15 protein-coding genes and 1 CRISPR repeat array are annotated in these 19,405 nt (G+C 43.5%); of the genes, 5 read left to right on the top strand and 10 right to left on the bottom strand.

Annotation, left to right across the window (positions count from 1 at the left end; all coding sequences use genetic code 11):
- The first annotated feature begins 66 nt into the window (after positions 1–66).
- Positions 67–1,080 (top strand): 5'-methylthioadenosine/S-adenosylhomocysteine nucleosidase family protein, encoded by a 1,014-nt coding sequence (locus tag ACYQ28_RS04125; protein ID WP_460048372.1) that lies wholly within the window; start codon positions 67–69, stop codon positions 1,078–1,080.
- 265 nt (positions 1,081–1,345) lie between these two features.
- Here the strand turns inward: ACYQ28_RS04125 and ACYQ28_RS04120 are convergent, their stop codons facing one another.
- Positions 1,346–1,990 (bottom strand): LysE family translocator, encoded by a 645-nt coding sequence (locus ACYQ28_RS04120; RefSeq protein WP_460048373.1) that lies wholly within the window; start codon positions 1,988–1,990, stop codon positions 1,346–1,348.
- Positions 1,983–2,831, bottom strand: a complete 849-nt coding sequence (locus ACYQ28_RS04115) for a PhzF family phenazine biosynthesis protein (RefSeq protein WP_460048375.1) — start codon at positions 2,829–2,831, stop codon at positions 1,983–1,985. The genes ACYQ28_RS04120 and ACYQ28_RS04115 overlap by 8 nt, the downstream gene beginning before the upstream one ends.
- A 207-nt stretch (positions 2,832–3,038) precedes the next feature.
- Between ACYQ28_RS04115 and ACYQ28_RS04110 the strand changes: the two genes are divergently transcribed.
- The 4 genes from ACYQ28_RS04110 (at position 3,039) to ACYQ28_RS04095 (ending at position 7,853) form a co-directional block, all read left to right on the top strand.
- Positions 3,039–4,427 carry an aminotransferase-like domain-containing protein gene (locus ACYQ28_RS04110; protein ID WP_460048376.1) on the top strand — a complete coding sequence of 463 codons (1,389 nt, stop codon included), beginning with the start codon at positions 3,039–3,041 and terminating at the stop codon, positions 4,425–4,427.
- 300 nt (positions 4,428–4,727) lie between these two features.
- The gene (locus tag ACYQ28_RS04105; protein WP_460048377.1) at positions 4,728–5,729 is read left to right on the top strand and encodes a lipid A deacylase LpxR family protein; all 1,002 of its coding nucleotides are present in this window, start codon (positions 4,728–4,730) and stop codon (positions 5,727–5,729) included.
- A 382-nt stretch (positions 5,730–6,111) separates the two neighbouring features.
- Positions 6,112–6,909, top strand: a complete 798-nt coding sequence (locus ACYQ28_RS04100) for a VRR-NUC domain-containing protein (protein ID WP_460048379.1) — start codon at positions 6,112–6,114, stop codon at positions 6,907–6,909.
- A gap of 11 nt (positions 6,910–6,920) precedes the next feature.
- Positions 6,921–7,853 (top strand): type VI immunity family protein, encoded by a 933-nt coding sequence (locus tag ACYQ28_RS04095; RefSeq protein ID WP_460048381.1) that lies wholly within the window; start codon positions 6,921–6,923, stop codon positions 7,851–7,853.
- A 57-nt stretch (positions 7,854–7,910) separates the two neighbouring features.
- Positions 7,911–10,074: a CRISPR direct-repeat array (repeat unit 29 nt; unit sequence CGGTTTAGCCCCACGTGTGTGGGGAACAC).
- An 83-nt stretch (positions 10,075–10,157) separates the two neighbouring features.
- Here the strand turns inward: ACYQ28_RS04095 and cas2e are convergent.
- The 8 genes from cas2e to cas3 all read right to left on the bottom strand — a co-directional run bounded on the left by cas2e (position 10,158) and on the right by cas3 (position 19,057).
- Entirely contained in the window at positions 10,158–10,466 is a 309-nt protein-coding gene (gene cas2e / locus ACYQ28_RS04090) for a type I-E CRISPR-associated endoribonuclease Cas2e (protein ID WP_460048382.1), read from the bottom strand.
- 9 nt (positions 10,467–10,475) lie between these two features.
- The gene (cas1e, locus tag ACYQ28_RS04085) at positions 10,476–11,390 is read right to left on the bottom strand and encodes a type I-E CRISPR-associated endonuclease Cas1e (protein WP_460048384.1); all 915 of its coding nucleotides are present in this window, start codon (positions 11,388–11,390) and stop codon (positions 10,476–10,478) included.
- Between the two features lie 23 nt (positions 11,391–11,413).
- A complete protein-coding gene (cas6e, locus tag ACYQ28_RS04080; RefSeq protein ID WP_460048385.1) occupies positions 11,414–12,172 on the bottom strand; it encodes a type I-E CRISPR-associated protein Cas6/Cse3/CasE in 759 nt (252 codons plus the stop codon).
- Entirely contained in the window at positions 12,172–12,981 is an 810-nt protein-coding gene (cas5e, locus tag ACYQ28_RS04075; protein ID WP_460048386.1) for a type I-E CRISPR-associated protein Cas5/CasD, read from the bottom strand. Before cas5e ends, cas6e begins: the two co-directional genes overlap by 1 nt.
- A 9-nt stretch (positions 12,982–12,990) precedes the next feature.
- Positions 12,991–14,049, bottom strand: coding sequence for a type I-E CRISPR-associated protein Cas7/Cse4/CasC (gene cas7e / locus ACYQ28_RS04070; RefSeq protein WP_460048387.1), 1,059 nt, complete (start codon positions 14,047–14,049; stop codon positions 12,991–12,993).
- A 40-nt stretch (positions 14,050–14,089) separates the two neighbouring features.
- On the bottom strand, positions 14,090–14,620 hold the full coding sequence (gene casB / locus ACYQ28_RS04065) for a type I-E CRISPR-associated protein Cse2/CasB (RefSeq protein ID WP_460048388.1): 531 nt from the start codon (positions 14,618–14,620) through the stop codon (positions 14,090–14,092).
- Position 14,621: 1 nt separating this feature from the next.
- Positions 14,622–16,199, bottom strand: a complete 1,578-nt coding sequence (gene casA, locus ACYQ28_RS04060; RefSeq protein ID WP_460048390.1) for a type I-E CRISPR-associated protein Cse1/CasA — start codon at positions 16,197–16,199, stop codon at positions 14,622–14,624.
- Positions 16,200–16,261: 62 nt separating this feature from the next.
- Positions 16,262–19,057 carry a CRISPR-associated helicase Cas3' gene (cas3, locus tag ACYQ28_RS04055; protein ID WP_460048391.1) on the bottom strand — a complete coding sequence of 932 codons (2,796 nt, stop codon included), beginning with the start codon at positions 19,055–19,057 and terminating at the stop codon, positions 16,262–16,264.
- Between the last annotated feature and the right edge of the window lie 348 nt (positions 19,058–19,405).

Below are 19,405 nucleotides of genomic sequence, written 5' to 3'. Positions count from 1 at the left end.
TTCTAGTCTGGAGTCACCATAATCAGTCGTCATAACTGAAAACCAATCACAAATACGGATAACTCTATGATTAAAGCCTACAAATACTGTGTTTTACTGAGCATTACGCTTTTGATTACGGCTTGTGGCTCAAAAGAGGTTCCTGAAACCTTTGGCCCCAAAAAATTCTCCGGCCAAACGCCTGAATTTACCGCCGTTGTAGTGGCTTACGAGCCAGAATTGAATGGCATTTTAAAAACGCTGCAAAATCACGGCGAAGCCAATATCGATAGCACCTTAAAATTTAAAGGCGTTACCTATCGTTTGGGTAAATTTCGTGATCAGCCGATTTTAGTGTTTGCCACAGGCATGAGCATCGCCAATGCTGCTATGTCTATGCAAATGGCGTTTGATTACTTTCCCATAAAACAAGTGGTTTACATGGGCATTGCCGGAGCGGTAAATCCCCAGTGGCAACCCGGAGATGTGATTGTTCCCGAGCGTTGGTACTACCACGATGAAAGCGTTTACATTAATCCCGACCCAGAAAATCCCGGTGAATATTTATTACCGAACTACTACCGCAAATTTTTAGACGATCAAGACAATCGCCGTCAAAAAGACCCTCATTTACCCAACTACAAATCGTTTGGTTACGTTCACCCAGATGAAGTGGTGGTCATTAAAGAAGGCCAAGAAAAGCCAGAAGATAAAGCCTATTTTTCGGCAACACCGCGTTTACTCGACGCGGCCAAAAAGGCTATTGCCAACATGCCAACACAAAAAGTATTGGATGAACGTGAAGCCGTATTAACGGTTAGCGGTAACGGCGTAACCGGTTCAGTCTTTTTAGATAATCGCGAATATCGCAAATGGGTCAGAGACGTATTTAACGCCGAAGTTACCGAAATGGAATCGGCTTCTGTGGCGCATGTGGCTTATGTCAATGATATTGATTGGATTATTATTCGCGCCATTAGCGATTTGGCTGGCGGCCAAGAAGGCGTTAATGTTGAACATATTTACGACGATGAAGTTTCACGCATTGGCGCAGAGGTTCTATTTGCGGTGCTGGAAGAAATTATTACAAAATCGGAATAATGAAGATCATTTCTAGCAAGAAAAACAGAAAAATATAAGCACTCAATTTCTATCGCCCAATAAAAGATAGCATTTCGCTAGCTTTTTTTACTTATGGGAACCTCTGATTAACTCATCCTTGATTTAATCAGAGGGCAGAAATTGAAAATGTGATTTCCAATTTCTTCACAATTTTAATCACTTACGGTTCTTGAAATTGACGACACATCCTTGTGTCGCGAGAAACTCTAGGTTAATCAGAGTTTCCTATGAATAATCAATGCATTTACGAGAAAATCATAATCACACAAGATGCCGTTAGAGCGCCTAGTACACGATTAAACATCAGCAGGTTTTTAGGTGTTTGAATAAATTGTTTTATTTTCACGCCAATTAATGTCCAAACCGAACAACAGGGAAAAACCATAACGGTTTGCATAATCACAATAGCGATTAAACTCACCCACAATAAATCGCCCATCAAACTAAACGCAGACACCGCCGTGATCGACATAGTCCAAGCTTTGGGGTTAACCGCCTGAAAGGCTAAAGCCTGAAAATAGGTTAATGGTCTTGCTCTATCGCTACTAAACTTGTCGCCTTTGGCAGTAAAGATTTTATAGGCCAACCACAACAAATACGCCGAACCAATAATTTTTAACGCCGTATGTAAAAAAGGAAACGCCTTAAAAACACTGCCCAAACCTAATGCCACCGATGAAAATAAAATAAAGCTACCGGTGGTAATGCCCAACAAATGCGGCAAACTTTTTTTGTAACCAAAATTAATACCCGATGCCGTTAACATTATGTTATTGGGGCCGGGAGTAATATTAACCGAAAACGTATAGGCTAATAATGATGTTAAATAACCCAGCGTAATGCCGGTGTTTGTTACTAAATCAGAAGAAAAAAGACTGGTATCACTCACAACTGGGCCCCTGTTGATCAGCATCGGTATCGGTTTGTTCAATAGCATCGAGAAAACATTCACCTTTCATAAAGGTTGCCGCTACACCGCGTAGCAATACTCGATCGTCTCTTAAATCGCACTCCATAAAACCGCCTCGTGCAGAGGCCTGTTCACACACCAATAAAGTTTTATCGAGCACCGCCGTCCAGTATCGAACAATGGCACAATGAGCAGAACCTGTGACCGGATCTTCTTCAATGCCTAAAGATTTAAAACCAAAATAACGACTAACAATATCTAAATCATCAAGGTTAGATTGCGCCGTTAAAATAACACCGTGCTTGCCTTCTAAATCAATAAACGAACGATCAAATTCTCGCACCTGTTGTTCGCTGCACACAAATACCCAATTATCTTCTGCGTAAAAGGTTTCGATGGGCTCAAAACCCAAACGCTCTAAAACGTAACCAGGTGCTGTATCGTGAACAAAGGTTTTTGCAGGAAAATTCATTTCATAGCCGTCGCCAAACCGAGTGCTGGCACGAGTCACCGTTAATTCACCGCTTTTTGTGAAAAAACTGATTGTCTTAGTGCTAATCAGATTTTCACTAAACAAGATATGCGCACTGGCTAAAGTAGCGTGGCCACATAAATTCACTTCTGTGATTGGCGTAAACCAACGCAAATTAAAGCCACCTTCTTGGGCATATAAAAATGCGGTTTCAGACAAGTTATTTTCGTCCGCGAGTTTTTGCATCATCCATTTGGGCATAGGTTTCTCACACATCATCACCGCCGCTGGATTACCGGCAAACACGACAGAGGTAAACGCATCGACTTGATAGATGGGAAAACGCATGAGAAATCTCCTTGTTAAATTGTATGCATACAATATTGAGGTAATATCGACAAAAGATCGCTAAACTCTTATTAGTCGAATATAAACTCGTATTAAACTAATAAAAGTTACTCAAATAAGGTAATGAATGAGTTGAATTACGCAGATTGTTCGCGTACAAAGGAGTTTATAGGCAAATTAAACTAGGTCAATCGGATTTTTGTCACCATGACAATTTGGCAACCCAACCTCGAAAAGTACTCATCTCCTAAGTACAAAGCCTTGGCTCAAGCCATTGATGACGCCATTGCCAAAGGTGAGCTTCGTCCCGGTGAAAAACTGCCAACCCATCGCAAGCTAGCCGACCTGCTCGGCGTTACCGTTGGCACCGTGACGCGCGCTTATGCCGAGGCCGAACGCAAACATTTAATTGAATCCAAAATTGGCAGTGGCACCTTTGTGCGCACCACCGGCTCCGGTACCAGTTTTGAAATCAGCCATGCTGAGCAAGGCGTTATCGATTTAGGATTCAGTTTTGCGCTGCCGTTAAATCAGGCAGAACTCTTATCCCAAGAGTTACAACTGCTCAGCCAAGATAAAAAAATACTGCAACACATTTTAGAATATCAACCACCGGGCGGCATGCTTCACCATCGCGAAGCCGGATTACAGTGGTTGGATATTACCGGTATTCAAAGCGCCGAAATGGAACGCTTAATTATCACCAACGGCGGCCAACACGGTTTTCACTCGGCCACCGCAGCGCTTTGCCAAGCGGGTGACACAGCACTTTCGTGCGGATTAACCTATCCCGGATTTAGCGCCGTTGCCCAGCAATTGGGTTTACGCCACGTGGGACTGGAATGGGACGACCAAGGTGTTTTACCCGAAGCCGTTAAACTCGCCTGCCAGCGTTTTAAACCGCGCATACTTTACGTTAACACACGCATTAATAATCCAACCTGCGAAGTAATGACCGAAGCACGCATCGACAGCATCGCGGAAATTCTGCGAGAACATCAAGTATGGGTTATTGAAGACGACGTGCAAGGTTGCTTGCAAGATAAAACATTACCAACGTTTACCAATCGACATCCCGACATTAGTGTATTCGTAACCGGTACTTCAAAAGCTTTAACCGGCGGTTTAAGAATTGGCTATTTATTAGCGCCGCAAGCCGTCGACAGAGCCATTCGCAGCGCCGTGCAAGCAAGCTGTTGGATGGCGGCACCCATGATGGCAGAAATTGTTAGCCGTTGGATTACCAACGGAACCGCCCAAAATATTATTAACAGCCAACGCGACATTATGGACAAACGCCAAAAGCTCGTGGGCGAATTTTTGAAAGACTCATCCTTTAAAGCCGCAGAAAAAGGCTACAATGTATGGCTCCCCTTACCAGAAACCCGACGCGCGCAAGAATTTACTAAAAGCCTTGCCAACCGCAAAGTACTGGTAAAACCTTCAACCGCATTTGCCGCCGGACATTTTAATGCTCCTCAAGCTATCCGCTTTTGCACCGGCGGACACACAAGCCTTGCCGACTTACGCACAGCATTAGAAATTATCAGCGACGAGTTAAAACAACCGGGGCCAGAACTTGATTTTTCTCACTAACAATTACTGAATCCATTATATTTAAATACAGATGAATAAATAGCTAGAAACCTCGAACAAATAGAGTTTCTTTTAATAAAATATCCACATACATTGCCCTATTTCTTTCTTACAAAGCCACTTTAAAAGTTTGCAAAAAATACCTAACTATTTTTTTAAACTCAAGCAACTGTTCGAAAACTTAAAAATAATTTATTAAAATCAATCAGTTACAAACACAAAAATTACTGGCACAAGCATTGCTCAACACATTGCAATTAAATAATTTATTAAACTAAGAGCAAGCTTCACATTAAAACCATGAGAAAAAAAACATTGCACAAGAAAAAAATAGCAACCGCCATATTGGTGTTGCTCTCTGCATACTCAATCACCAGTTACGGTGCAGATCGCAAGGGCACTGTATCAATAAGTTTCGAAAATGATTTATTTGGCCCCGGCGAAGACGACAATTACACCCACGGCTCGCAAATTAGCTACGTCAGCGATACCTATATGCCGCACTGGGCACAGAGAGCTGCCGAAAAGTTATCCTACGATACAAACTACACTGACATTCGTTACGTTACTACCATCGGCCAACAAATTTACGCACCCGCCGATATTTCACGATCAGAATTAATCGAAGATGACCGACCCTACGCCGGTTGGTTGTATTTTAGCGCCGGGTTATTAGCAGACTCAAACGAAGGAAAATATCGAACCCTTGATAAATCAGAAATTATCGTCGGTTTAGTAGGTCCAGATTCAGGCGCGGAAGCCGCACAAAAAACCGCGCATAAATTGGTTGGCGTGCAGCGCCCAGAAGGTTGGGACAATCAACTGCACAACGAATTTACCTTAGATATACAGTTCCAACGCCAATGGATGATTCCCATTTTAGATAACCGCATAGACGTAGTGCCACAAATTAACACCATTCTTGGCAGCTCAAACCGATCTGTCGGAACCGGCGCCACCTTTCGTATCGGTAAAGGCGTTAACGCCGACTACGGCCCACCTCTACTAAGACCCAGCGCTACCGGCAGTAATTATTTTAATAATCACCAAGACTTTTATTGGTACTTTTTTACCGGCGTTTTTGGCCGCTACGTTGAACACAATATATTCTTAGATGGCAACACCGATGGCAACAGCCATAGCGTTGACAAAAATGAATGGATTGGCGACGTACAATTAGGATTGGTTGCAGGCGCAGGAGATTGGCGCGTTACCTTCACTAATATTATTCGCTCTCACGAATTTGAAAAACAAACCGAAGGCGATGCATTTGGATCGATAGGCGTGTCTTATAGATTTTAAAAATACTTTATCTAGCGTACATACGTAAAGAACCTCTGATTAACTCATCCACGACTTAATCAGAGATTCAGGCAAATTAATCATCTACCATTCCATTAAACCTAAAAATAATTTGAGTGCGATTGTTGTAAATATATTTTATGCTTCCATTAGGCAATAATTTTTTAAGAAAACACCACACCGTCACAGAAATATTAATTTTACTCTTTTCCGATTTATTTCTTTAAAAATTTTTTGATCAATGCAAATAAGCATCAGTAATTATTTTTAAAATATTTCAAAATGTGATTTTATTCACGCTTCAAAATTATTTCTTCTGCGATTTAAATTTATAAACCTGCACCTAGATTAAAATGGATTTCGATACTAGGTAACGTTAATTATGAGTACGCAATGCCAAGATTCTTGTGTGGGTCATATTATGTCTTGCACACTACTGTCACATTCGGAATGTTTTTCAATGAACGAGATGGCTGTAATCACAAATCGTATCAGCGAAGAAATTAAAAAAATTCAAATCCGCGCCGAGCAAGTTAAAAACGATTTTAAAAATAAACTCGCTTCCGGCAAGGCAACTCGCGAAGAACTGATTATTAGCGAAACTCAAACAGAATTACCCGCAGAACCCATCGAAAAGCAAAAGGCTTTAGATCAATCGGTTCTTTGCAGCGTTGCCTGTTGTTGCAATCAAAATCCCAGCGCAGGCTCGTCGGATCAAAATTTGTATCAAGCCTGTGTGCATGGCGTTTTTACTACCGCCGACGCTGCGCTTAACTACAAAAGCCGCTATAAGTCTGAAATATCCTACGATATGGGATTGGCGACCAACGGTATACCTAAACCGTTAATGCACCGCGACCCGAATAACCCAGACTGTACAGAACCTTCGCATAATTGGATGGCTCGCACAAAAGAGGTAATGGGTTATAAACCGGGAAAGGGTTATATTCGAAGGCCGGATTTAACCATTGTGAAAAATCCCGCCAAACCACCTACCGTTGATAATATAGAACGCGTGATAGAGTATAAATTCAGAAATGATCGGCGCGACAAAAAGCAAGATGAGGCTTACAAAGAGATTGCCGGAGGGATCGAGAACTACGACATTTATCGCATTGGAGGAACGCTTCAAGATAGAGAGGCAGCCTGTAACTGTAAAAACCCCGGCCAAATTATTTAAGGACCTTCAGAATGCCAACATTTGATTACAGCACTATCACGCAAGAGCCTGTTGTCTATTACCCGAGAAGTGGCAATCCATCCGCCGTTTTAGGCTTGGCAATGGAGTTTTATATTGGTGGCCCCGGTCAACCCGGTCGTGTTCGAGCAATGGCCGATTGCGTACAAACCTATCTAACACAAGCTCAAGGGCAATTTCGCAGCTACGCGGTTGCCAACGATCGCGTTATGCGCAGATTAAAACCCGGAGAAAATATTGACCCTGCTTTAATCGAAGCAATGGTAGACCCTGACGCAGACTACGAAATTGAGGCGGGCGGTGAAGAAGATAAAGCCCAATTTTGGGCATTAAGTAGTGCTTGCAACAAAGTTGAAAGGCAAACTTATTTAGGCGACTTACTTATTACCTACCCTTTTTCTATTCTTGATCAAATCGGTCTTAACGGATTTATTCAGCAGTTTGTCTCAATGTGCAATGCCATGGAAGTAGAGCACGCTTATGCTGGCCCGAGTTTTATAGAACCTTTTAATGTTGGCGGAATGGATGCAGCACTGGAAGTTATAGGTTCACAATTATTTAATTATCCCTGCTTTAACGCCTATTCTCTGACGATGACCAAAATTCAGGCCGGTGACGGAACTAAATCGATTGGCTTTCTAACAGCGGTTTCTAACCGTATCTTAGAAAAAGCTGGCGGCGCTCAAGCCGTGTTAGCGAATGCAGGCCAATCGACCTTGTCTTGTCCTTACAGTAACGGTGTTATTTTCCAAGCGGGTAATATTCCCCAAATCGGGTCGCCTGATTTTATCCCCCAAGAATATATTAATTTAGGTCGAGCATTAAAACCGACACGTGCCGAATTTAGTAAGACCTTATTTTATGATCCAGAAGGAAAAGACAACAAAGCGTTTACCCAACGTTGGTTATCTCGGTTTGATGGGTAAAGCACTCCAAGTGCACAAGGAACGTACTGGATGTAAATACAGTTTCCATACCCCAGTCGGTTTAGCCCCGCGTGTGCGGGGAACACGTTTCGGTAATCTGGAATTTAATTTCGATGTCCGGTTTAGCCCCACGTGTGTGGGGAACGCATCGCAGAAGCCACGGAAGGCGCCCGTAAAAACGGTTTAGCCCCACGTGTGTGGGGAACACCCGGAACAAATGCCCGCGCTACTTGCGGCAATCGGTTTAGCCCCATGTGTGTGGGGAACACTTGGGTCTCTATATAACAGGACTCCAGAAAACCGGTTTAGCCCCACGTGTGTGGGGAACACACTCACGTTTTACGGCACACCTACGCCAGCCACGGTTTAGCCCCACGTGTGTGGGGAACACCCCATACCGCCGAACAATTTTTGCATAGTGAACGGTTTAGCCCCACGTGTGTGGGGAACACATCCAAACACTATTATTAAAGGGTTTGGGTTTCGGTTTAGCCCCACGTGTGTGGGGAACACCAGAGTCAGGAAACTGCACAGGATTTAACAGGCGGTTTAGCCCCACGTGTGTGGGGAACACATCAACAACGGCATCAACCAAACCGCCGTCGACGGTTTAGCCCCACGTGTGTGGGGAACACGATCAATTCCCTAACCTTTTCAGAGGGTTTACCGGTTTAGCCCCACGTGTGTGGGGAACACCTCTATTCGGGCAGATTTAGGAATTTCGAACTCGGTTTAGCCCCACGTGTGTGGGGAACACAACTGGTGTGGCGGCGGCATAAATCGCTCTGTCGGTTTAGCCCCACGTGTGTGGGGAACACGAGCAACAATCAGCACCCCAAAAATCAGGCGACGGTTTAGCCCCACGTGTGTGGGGAACACCTGCTACCAGCTTCGAACATTTCTTTATAGGGCGGTTTAGCCCCACGTGTGTGGGGAACACTTGGCCATCATTGACAATTTCCCCCTCGATTACGGTTTAGCCCCACGTGTGTGGGGAACACGTGCTGATGATGTTTTATCATCAATGAAATTGCGGTTTAGCCCCACGTGTGTGGGGAACACATCATTAGATTCAAATCTTGTGGGGCAATTTACGGTTTAGCCCCACGTGTGTGGGGAACACATTACGCTTAGCACAATCGTCTTCACGTCTGTCGGTTTAGCCCCACGTGTGTGGGGAACACTAAAGTTTCAGTTGGTTGTGAAGCTTCGGTTTCGGTTTAGCCCCACGTGTGTGGGGAACACCAGCAATAGAACCTGATAATGCCAAGCATCATCGGTTTAGCCCCACGTGTGTGGGGAACACACGCTCAGGATCTGGCAGAGCGAAAATATGAACGGTTTAGCCCCACGTGTGTGGGGAACACTCACTTATTTGACACCATTGGCAATATTTCCGCGGTTTAGCCCCACGTGTGTGGGGAACACATGAGGTTGTGATTAACACTGAGGGCCAATGTCGGTTTAGCCCCACGTGTGTGGGGAACACTTCAGACAGACACGTCAAAACATTATCGCGGTCGGTTTAGCCCCACGTGTGTGGGGAACACCCTATTAGCTGAGGAAAGTTGTTGACAGCCTCCGGTTTAGCCCCACGTGTGTGGGGAACACCGGCAGGTAACGCCTGATTTCTATATGCCTGACGGTTTAGCCCCACGTGTGTGGGGAACACTTATTTCCTGACTCCCAGTCATACCAAACGCTCGGTTTAGCCCCACGTGTGTGGGGAACACTTCAAAGTATCTTGTAACCGTAGGGGTGTTGCCGGTTTAGCCCCACGTGTGTGGGGAACACGTTTCCGACAGGGTCTATTATTATGGCACGTTCGGTTTAGCCCCACGTGTGTGGGGAACACGTACAAATCGAGTAATGCACGAATGGCGTACGCGGTTTAGCCCCACGTGTGTGGGGAACACATTGCGTTTTTTAACGGTTATGTGAAGGAGTCCGGTTTAGCCCCACGTGTGTGGGGAACACCGTTAGGGTTAACCGGCGGCCTTGAGACAGCGCGGTTTAGCCCCACGTGTGTGGGGAACACGATGGCGATATATTTCGCTTTGGCGGTAGCCCCGGTTTAGCCCCACGTGTGTGGGGAACACTTTTATTGAATCTATTTCGGCTAGCGCAAGGTCGGTTTAGCCCCACGTGTGTGGGGAACACAGATTTTATTTAATTTTTTGAGACTGACGTCTCGGTTTAGCCCCACGTGTGTGGGGAACACTCTTACTGTATATGATTGTTTTTAAAAGAAAAATACTACCCTGTTTTTTCTACCAAATACTTTGTGTGTTTTTTAGACTAACTTTAATCGGTATTTTCCTCGCTATAATCCAAGGGTTTAAAGCTCACCAAGCGTAATCCGTCCCAATCCACTGGCTCTCTTCGGTTTTCACCAAGGGTTTGAAATTCATAGCCCGATTCGGTGTTGGTGGCCCAGGCAATTACTACATTGCCGCCTTCGATATCGGCTTCGATGTATTGCCAGATTTTTTCTCGTACGCGCTTACTTAAATCAGCAATATAAACGCCGGCACGCACTTCGATCATAAAAACGGCGAGTCGCCCGCGCAGCCGCGGTGGAATGGTTTCTGTTACAACAACGGTAAAAGCCATACGTGCTCCTTAAGTACGATGGCCTTTATCGCCGATGTTTTCGGGCACGGGTATGGCAGGCGGAATAGATTCTTCCGGCGGTAACGGCGGGTCGATTTCTCCAGCGGAAAGCACTTCTTCAATCATGGGAATAATTCGATTTAATAATTTGCTGGATCGAAATAATTCTCGACATTCGCGGCGCACGTGTTTATCAGGTGCATGTACGGTTTTTGCCGCGATGCGAAATGCCAACGGCACCACGGTTTCGAATTTAACGATGTCGGCAATATCGTAAACAAATGAAAGCGGTTTGCCTGTGTGAATAAATCCCACCGCCGGTGCGTAACCAGCAGCAAGAATGGCGGCTTCGGTAATGCCGTATAAACAACTGGTGGCCGCGCTTAAACATTGGTTAACGTGATCTCCGGCATTCCAATTGGTGGGGTCGTAATTACGCCCGCTCCATTTTACGCCGTATTGTTTGGCCAATATTTTATAGGTTTCGCGAACGCGGGCACCTTCTATTCCGCGCAATTGATCAACGCTGCGTTTTTGTGGTGGTTCTTCGCCAAAGCGCATTTCGTACATTTTGCGAACCACCTTTAAACGCAAATTGTCATCCAGCGCCAGTTTGGCTTGATACAATAATTTATCGCTGCGCGCGCCGCCGGGTTGGCCGCTGGCGTACAAGCGCACGCCTGCTTCGCCCACCCAAACCAATAAAGTACCCACGGTGGCGGCGAGTTTTATTGCAGCATGAGAAACTCGCGTGCCCGGCTCTAATAAAATACAAGCAACGGTTCCCACAGGAATGTGGGTACGAATACCGTTTTTATCGATCACCACAAAAGCGCCGTCTTTCACATCAATTTGTCCGTATTCGACAAAAATCAGCGAAACCCGGTCTTTTATGGGAATGGGTTTTAAAGGAATAAACGCCACAACAACCTCCCTGTTGGTGATTTTTACCAGGCTGGCCGAATCATCATTAATCCGCAACCAAACGCTTTACTGGGGCCAAAGCCTTTGTAGAGCTGAGCTAAAAACGCTTGTGGCTCGGTGACCTTTAAAATGCCTTGGTAATCGACGGTGCTAAAACCCGCTCTGCGATCTTTCTCGGGTAATGATTGCCACTGATAACCATCGGCCTGAAAAGACAAACATTCAAAACCGTGTTTTTTGGCTTTGTTGTCTAACCAGGTTTTTAAGGCATTTTCGGTCGCAATTTTTAGTTCCGAGTCTAAATCACGAGCGGTATAACCGGTTACTTCGGTTAATACGCGTTCTTTTAGTTCTGATTTTTTTACGTTTTTAACACTGAATGCGTCGGTAATATTTAATAAATTCATTAAATATTGCCGTTGAGCATCCATTACCACATCGTGACGTGGCGAATTTTTTTTACCCGGCGTTTTTCGAGCTACCACTGGATTTACTCGCACGCGAAACTCCAATTGCTGATCAACCAATAAATGCGGCTCAAAGCGTTTGGTTTCTACATCAAATACTTCATTATTGGGTTTTGGCTCTTCGGCTGATAACACGTAATACAAACGCTGGCTGTTATTACCGACGCTTTGAATTACCTCTTCGCGAAACAAATAAAACGAGTCGTTAAAAGCTTGTTTTAATAATCTGTGCAAGCCATAAACCTGTTGGCTTAATATCAAGTGCAATTGATGTTGCTGTAACGGTGTTTTTAAACTGAATTTCGATAAAAACATTAATTTTTCTCCTCAACCACGATTTTTTCAGACCAATGGCTTTCGGTGCGCTCGGAAAACTGCCAACGTTTACGGGATGATGGCACGTCGCGACGATACAAGGTTTGTATCTGTTCGGGTTTAAACTCGTCGCTGGCTGCACGAAAATGATTGTCGTCGCCTTCCCAATAATATTTCACGTATTCATCAGACGATAACCAACGCTTGTCGGTAATAAAATCGGGAATGAAACTGCTCATTTGTTTTTCAGATGCAATATTAAGTACCGGTTTTACCTCATACAAATTAAACGCGCCGTAAAAATTATCGGCTTCGATAATTTCTGGGTTTAACGGTGCCGCTAACGGATGGGATTTACGCCCTAAAAACAAGTGAAATTTCGGTGTAATTAATGCTTGTTGCAAATCCATTAACGATAACGAGCTTTGCTCCGTTAAGGCGATGGCAATCACACAATGCACATCACACAAATAACCCCGAGTAGACAACACCGTACCCAACCGATCTTTACCGGTAATAACTTCGTCGCGCCGAGTTTTATAGACGAATTTACCGGCGGAATCTGGCGCTTGCGTGGTGTGATAATCCGATTGCAATTCACCTTGGCGAAGAATTTTTGTCGCCAAGGTGAAACTATTAACCAGCGTTTGTTGCTGTTCTTCTTGATCACGGCGAATACCCAACGCCGAGGCCAATAAACCGGTAATGGCGGACTTTTTAGGTGCAATCGCGGTACGGCGAGATTCACCCACCGCAATTTTGCCCCAACTGGCCATGGGGCCGTATAAGCGAAAAACTAGGTAATTCATAATCACCTCTTATTCGCAGATAAACGCCATTAATTCGCTCATTGAACCTTCGCCTTCTAACGCATTTAATGCGTATTTAGCATCGGAACAATTACCGTAAACCTTATCGAAATTTTCTTTTTGTCGATTAAGTTGTTCAATAGACGCCTTAAGATAATCCGCATCTTGCATAATGGGTTTTAAAAATGCAGCGGACAACGAACGTGGTTGTTGATCGCCAATTTCGGCCAACACATAATTGGCATAACCGTGAGAACCAAAACTATTTTGTTTGCCTTTGGGCGCAACTTTAATAGCAGCTTCGGTTAACGCTTGCAGCGCTTTATTGGCAAGTTCGGTATTGCCGTCGAGATTATTTAAAAGCTCGGTTTTATTGATGCAAATATAGGTGTAAAAAAGACCCGCTGCAAAACCGGTTTCGCCCAAGTGTGAAGAACCCGCATCGGCTTTGTATTGATCAAAGTCATCAACGGCGGTAAAAAAATCATTCTCGATGGTTACACCATGCACGGTTAACGCATGAGCAACCTGTGCGGCGGCCTCTACGTTATATTCCGCTTTTGAAGCCAGCATTCTACCAAATAATGCAATATCTACAGCGGTTTCGTCTTTGCGAAATAATTGTAATTGTTCTTTAGTGGGTGCAGTACCGGATTTTGCGATTTCGGCCACAAGATTATCAATGTTTTGCTGCTCTGCCGGGCTAATATGTACAAGCTGTTCAATTTCTAAGCCTTCAAGCGGCTTTTCTTTGTCTTCTTTTTTAAGCTTACCAAATTCCCCGGCAATGGCTTGGGCAAATTTTATCGCGTTTTTCTCATCGAGACCTTTTGCACATAAATCTTCATAGGCTTTAACACCAAGTTTTTTAGTGCGTGTACCCACGTGACCCGCCATAGCGCTTGCAAAAATATCTGACGTGCGCCAATGGCGTTTTAAGCTTTGTGAAGAAATGCGCAAACGATCAACGCCACCCATTTTCGCGGTTTTAGGTCTGCCTAAATCGTCACGGTTTAAGTTAGCGGGTGGGTAGTGAGTTAATAAATGCAACTGAAGGAAATTTTTCATAATAATCTCGAATTCTGTTTACCGGTTAAAATAGTATTTATCAAACTTGATAGTATTTGCTTGCCATTTGAAACTTAAATTGATCAGAAACCTTAGTTTTAAATGACATTTTGTATTCTTTGTACCAACTGCTAATGCAGCCGCAAACATCTTTTACCGATACATCACCTTTTACAAAATGAATAGCGGTACCCATACGACGGAAAAATTCCTCTTCATCGCGGCTTTGCAATAATTGCTGAAAACGAATTTCGGAATATTGCCGCTCACCATGCCCCAATGATTGCGCAAATGGAGCTTTGCCTTCTGGATTTACTCTAGCGATAAGCCCTGCCACAATGGCCAATAGCAACAACTTGTTTTCGGTAAATTTTTCGGTGCCATATAATTCTGGCTTAATCACTTTTAAAAAATTTAAAAAGCGATAAAACGCTGGAGAATTAATTACATCTTGCGGGTTTGCCGCTCTGCGTAACTGAGCCCGGTCACCACGGATATCTTCTAAATTTTTCCGCCAGGTTACAATAAAGTTAACTTCTAATTCACTTAAACTGGTTGGGTTTATTTTCATATTAGCTGTCACCTTCTTCATTCAGTATGTAGCTATTGAAATCATCCATAATTTTTTTATCACCTAGCTTTTTGGTTAAACTGGCTCTACCGGCGGCAATATTCTTTAGATTTTTTTCATCGACTGGGTAATCAAGAGTCTTGTGATCGAAAATTGAAAAAACCGTATTTCTTAAGGTATAAATCCAACGATCAAATACCTTTTTAGGAATACTGTTAGCCAACTGGTCGTATTTAGAAATGTCGATAATCTGTTTAAAAAACACGTCTTCGGTTGCTAACCAAAATTGATCGTCCACAAATTTTGTATCAGAGTTTGCTTTCTTTAAGGCTTCTTTTAGGAATTTTAAAACAAACTGTGCTTTTTTAACGTAGGCCTCGACTAAATCGATAAACGACGATTTATCGGCATAGATTAAATGGGTATTGATACCCACCACTGGCATTTGGTTTTCATACCAACAGCGGGCCTTCATGTTGTCCATATCGTAACCGAAACACCAGAGGCCAAAGCTTTTGGCAATATCGGGATACCCTTCTTTTAAAAGGTCCACACGCTCACCAGAATAAAAAACATTCACGACCTTGGCAGGTAAGGTATCGCCATTTTTATAGGTAAAATTTAAGGTTAACCAATCGCGATAACCTACACCGCCGGGTTGGCCTTTTATACTTAAGGTTGGTTTTTTACCCGTAGAGTCTTCACGGTGTGGTGTCAGTGGATGAATCCATTCACCGTCGTAATTAATGCCGTAATTTTTTGTACGATATTCGCTAATCAATTGCTGGGAATGCTTACCGCATAAATCACAATCGCCTTCGTGCATAGAATCTAAATTAATGCGAATACGTCGTGGCATCCCCCAATGCATTTGTAACGGATGCACCTCAGTTATGTACGTTCCTGTATCTTTTTTTTCAGAGGTTTTGGTGGGTTTTAACCACGGAAACACGTCTGAATAGTCATCGGGTTCGTTAATCGCGGTTAAAATATTTAACCAGATTTTTTGCCAAAGCGTGGCTTTTGGATCATGGGGCATAACCAAGGTAGTTAACGGGCCACCACCACGCATTCCAGTACGATGCCCGGCACCACCACTAGGTGCATTAGTTTGTAAGGTATATAACGCCGCCGATAAACATTCTGGGCAAATGGCATTGACCTGATTGCGCTTAACAAAATGATCCAGATTATCTTTAATGGTTTTCGCACCCGGCGCTTCAATTAATAACGCAGACACAGATTTTGCTTCTGCTTCGGGCAAATCAAAATCTTGTAAAAAAGCGATTTTTTCCGAAAACAACTCAAAGTAATCAACGTAATTTGCGAATGCTTGAATAACATCATCAATGGGTGGTGGCGATTCATACCATTGCGACCAGTCATCATTATCCTCTGGCGCAAAAAAAGTTTGGAATAAACCAATTAATAATTGATACAAACCGCCCTTAAAATCTGGGCGACAACTGTTTAAATCAAGAACGGGATTATCGGTTTCAACCAATTGCGCAGGTGTAATGACGTCTAAATCACCATTGGCGCGAATAACGTTTAACCAAGGAGTAGTAATTAAATTCACATGTCAGCTCCATCTGGGGTGTTTTGGTTATCACATATAGTGCTATTTTATAAAAAGGTGTATCAGTTTATTTCACCATTATTATTTACAGGTGGATTAAATAATAATTCATTGCTACGCCAACCTAACTCGTCTGAATAAAAATCAAATTGAGGTTTATCAACCAGCAACCACACCTCAAGCCACTTTAGTGCTTTAACTGTTTGCTTTAGCTCGAAAATGGTGTCTTTCGTTTTTTCGTCCAATGTGTTTTGTGCTTGATGCCATTGCTTTTGCGGTACTTTTATTATGCTCAGTGCCCAGGCATGTTGTTCGCCTTTGGCGTAAGGAACGAGTTGGTTGTTTTCTAGGGTTGCTAGGGCGACTTCTACGGTCTCTTGTTCCGTAAGTCGGGAGCCAAAGTCTGCTTTGTCGTCCCATCTGCCATTTGTTGCAGAGTAGCCATCGGCAATGTCTAACACCGCGTTATGGGCGGTACTGGATTTTGCTTTGTCTTTACCAATGGCTTCTTCGGTTGCTTTCGTTAACGCTTCGGGGATTTGTTCACAGTCGTCACCGTAAACGCTTTCGACCAGTAAGCGTGCATCGTTGGGCAGGGTAAATTGCCCTTTATCGCTGAGTATTTTTGCGGTTAACCATTGTTGGCCAATATTTTGGTAAACGCCGGAAGTTTTGGGCAATAAGGCTTCTAGCCAGTTTCGATGCGTTGCCGAATCCAGCTCTGGCGTTAACACGGTGAGTGTCGGTGCGGAACGTTGTTCTTGTTCAGCGGGATTACCGTATTGATCGCGAACATGGCGTTGTAAGCGCCCCGCCCTTTGGATAATTAAATCGATGGGTGCGAGATCGGTTATCATGTAATCAAAATCAAGGTCGAGGCTTTGCTCCACCACTTGGGTGGCGATTAATATTTGTTTTTTCCGTCCGTTAAATTCCGATTGATTGTTAAATTTTTTGAGTACACTTTCTTCGATTTTTCGGCGATCTAATAATGCGTAACGGCTGTGAAAGAGCGTAATTTCGGTGTCTTGTAAATCTGGGTGATTTTTTAGCTCTTGATAGGTTTTTTGCGCCAACGCTACGGTATTGCGAATCCAACAAATGCATTGATTATTATTGGTCGCTTTAATAATTAGATCTATTGCGCGTTGTTCATTATGGATTAAATCCACCTGCACGGTGCGTTCTACGCTTTTTCTGGTACCGACTTTTACTTCTTTAAAGTCGGTTATTTTCAGAGAGGTTCGTGTAAACCACGGAAAACTGTCGAGCGTTGCTTTACTTTTAATTTTTCCGACTTGTTTTAAATTGTTTTTCGCACTTAAACCGTTAATAAAGGCGTTGTTGTATTTATCTCGCTGATTATTGGGCAAAGTGGCAGATAACAAAATCACGCAACCGCCGGTATTGGCGTGATATTCAATTAGCCTTTCTAAAATTTGTGTCATGTAGGCGTCGTAGGCGTGTACTTCATCAATAATTAATATTTTTCGGTGTAACCCTAATAATCGTAAAGCTTGGTGGCGTACCGGCAACACACCCAGCATGGCCTGATCAATCGTACCCACGCCCACCTCGGCCATTAACGCTTTTTTGCGGCTGTCGGCAAACCAAGCATTGCAGTAATTGCTGGCGGAGGTTTCGTCGGCAATGTAATCGCTGTCTTGCTGTTGCTCAGATAACATAATTGCATCAGAAAAATCTTGATTTTGGGTACTGGCGCCGTGGGCCAGTACCAATGACGGCAATTCAGTCTCGTCATACAAAGCGCGATAACTTTTGGCCAAGCGTTGATACATCGAATTTGCGGTAGCCATGGTTGGCAAACCCACATAAAGTCCGTCGGCAAGGTTTTCTGCCATTAATCGATGAGCTAATATCATTGCGGCTTCGGTTTTTCCGGCACCGGTCACGTCTTCTAAAATAAATAATTGCGGGCTATTTAAAATTTCGATTTGAGCGGCTTTTGCTTGCAAAGGCGTTGGGGTTTTAATGTAATCAAACTGCTGAGTAATACCGGTAAAGGGGTTTTTCTTTTTAAACGCAAACGCGGGGGAATTTAATGCTTTTTGAGCCTGAGGCAAGGCAACCTTTTGCCAATAATATTGTAAATTGATATTTTCTGGCTCTATGTTTTCTGGCTGTAAGTCTTCTGAATTGTCTGGATTTTCGAAATTTCTATAAGGAAAAAACTCTGGGTTTGAGCCAATCCAGTCTGCCAGCACACTGATGCCTGCTAACATCCAAGAGGCTTGATTGATTTTATTTGGTTTTACTTTGGGATGAGTTGATGAATCTAACTGAAATAACTCGATGCAATCTTGCGCAAATTCCGTGGCCGCTTGAATATCTTGCTCGCTGGCATAGGTATGAATATTTCGACTTTTCTCATCTCGTTGATCGACGGGTTTACCGTGGTGGCCTACCGTAATGTTTAACCAACGCTGGTTTTTAGTCGATAACCATTGATTGTCGATTTTTTTAGGTAAATTATTGATTTCTTTAAGTAACAGGTAACCTAAAGCATCGTGGCGTAGATTATAGGAATACGGCTTAGGCTCTTGAACTAACCGATCAGACAATCCCGCGCACTGTTGCTGAAAGCCTGAGCAGAATTTACCCAAATCGTGCAATGCCAAACAGAAGCTAAACCAATTCTGCAACCACTCGCCATCTACCTCTAATTGCTGCGCTAACACCGAGTTGTATGGGCCGCTGGGTGATAGCAGCTCGTAACCGACAGCAGCAACGTCTAACGAGTGAAATGGTAGTAGGTGATAATCTGGGTTCACGATGGGTTTACCGGATATATCTTTGGCACGAGACTTACCCCAGTAGCGAAAATACGATTTGTGCATGGCAAACTTGTTCCCGAACAACTTAAGATACTTAGGAATGTATACGAGTAATAATTTCGAGATCAATAACTGGTCATATACACATGTAGGATTTTCGGATAGGACTTGGTTTGCAGGTATTTGTTGCTGCTAACCAACATTGACTACGCGCACAAACTCGGTATCGCTCAATAGTTTGAGTTTTAGTGTCATTCACGCAGAAAATTTGTTGAACTTTAAAAGAATATTTACCTTGCTCTAGGATCGACCTAGAGTTTTTGACACCGCAAAAGCGTATTGTCGTTTTGTGTAACAGTAAGTTATTAAAACGGATAAAAATTGAAAGTTAAATTTTCACCTTCTCAATGC

It is taken from the genome of Sessilibacter sp. MAH1 (assembly GCF_054658315.1).
The sequence above is the reverse complement of the archived record's forward strand: the minus strand, read 5'-3'. Positions and strand labels throughout refer to the sequence as shown.

Coding starts and splice junctions, on each gene's coding strand:
- ACYQ28_RS04105 (WP_460048377.1), top strand. CDS start 4,728: ATGAGAAAAAAAACATTGCACAAGAAAAAAATAGCAACCGCCATATTG.
- cas2e (WP_460048382.1), bottom strand. CDS start 10,466: ATGGCTTTTACCGTTGTTGTAACAGAAACCATTCCACCGCGGCTGCGC.
- ACYQ28_RS04100 (WP_460048379.1), top strand. CDS start 6,112: ATGAGTACGCAATGCCAAGATTCTTGTGTGGGTCATATTATGTCTTGC.
- ACYQ28_RS04095 (WP_460048381.1), top strand. CDS start 6,921: ATGCCAACATTTGATTACAGCACTATCACGCAAGAGCCTGTTGTCTAT.
- cas6e (WP_460048385.1), bottom strand. CDS start 12,172: ATGTTTTTATCGAAATTCAGTTTAAAAACACCGTTACAGCAACATCAA.
- cas3 (WP_460048391.1), bottom strand. CDS start 19,057: ATGCACAAATCGTATTTTCGCTACTGGGGTAAGTCTCGTGCCAAAGAT.
- cas5e (WP_460048386.1), bottom strand. CDS start 12,981: ATGAATTACCTAGTTTTTCGCTTATACGGCCCCATGGCCAGTTGGGGC.
- ACYQ28_RS04110 (WP_460048376.1), top strand. CDS start 3,039: ATGACAATTTGGCAACCCAACCTCGAAAAGTACTCATCTCCTAAGTAC.
- ACYQ28_RS04125 (WP_460048372.1), top strand. CDS start 67: ATGATTAAAGCCTACAAATACTGTGTTTTACTGAGCATTACGCTTTTG.
- cas7e (WP_460048387.1), bottom strand. CDS start 14,049: ATGAAAAATTTCCTTCAGTTGCATTTATTAACTCACTACCCACCCGCT.
- casB (WP_460048388.1), bottom strand. CDS start 14,620: ATGAAAATAAACCCAACCAGTTTAAGTGAATTAGAAGTTAACTTTATT.
- ACYQ28_RS04115 (WP_460048375.1), bottom strand. CDS start 2,831: ATGCGTTTTCCCATCTATCAAGTCGATGCGTTTACCTCTGTCGTGTTT.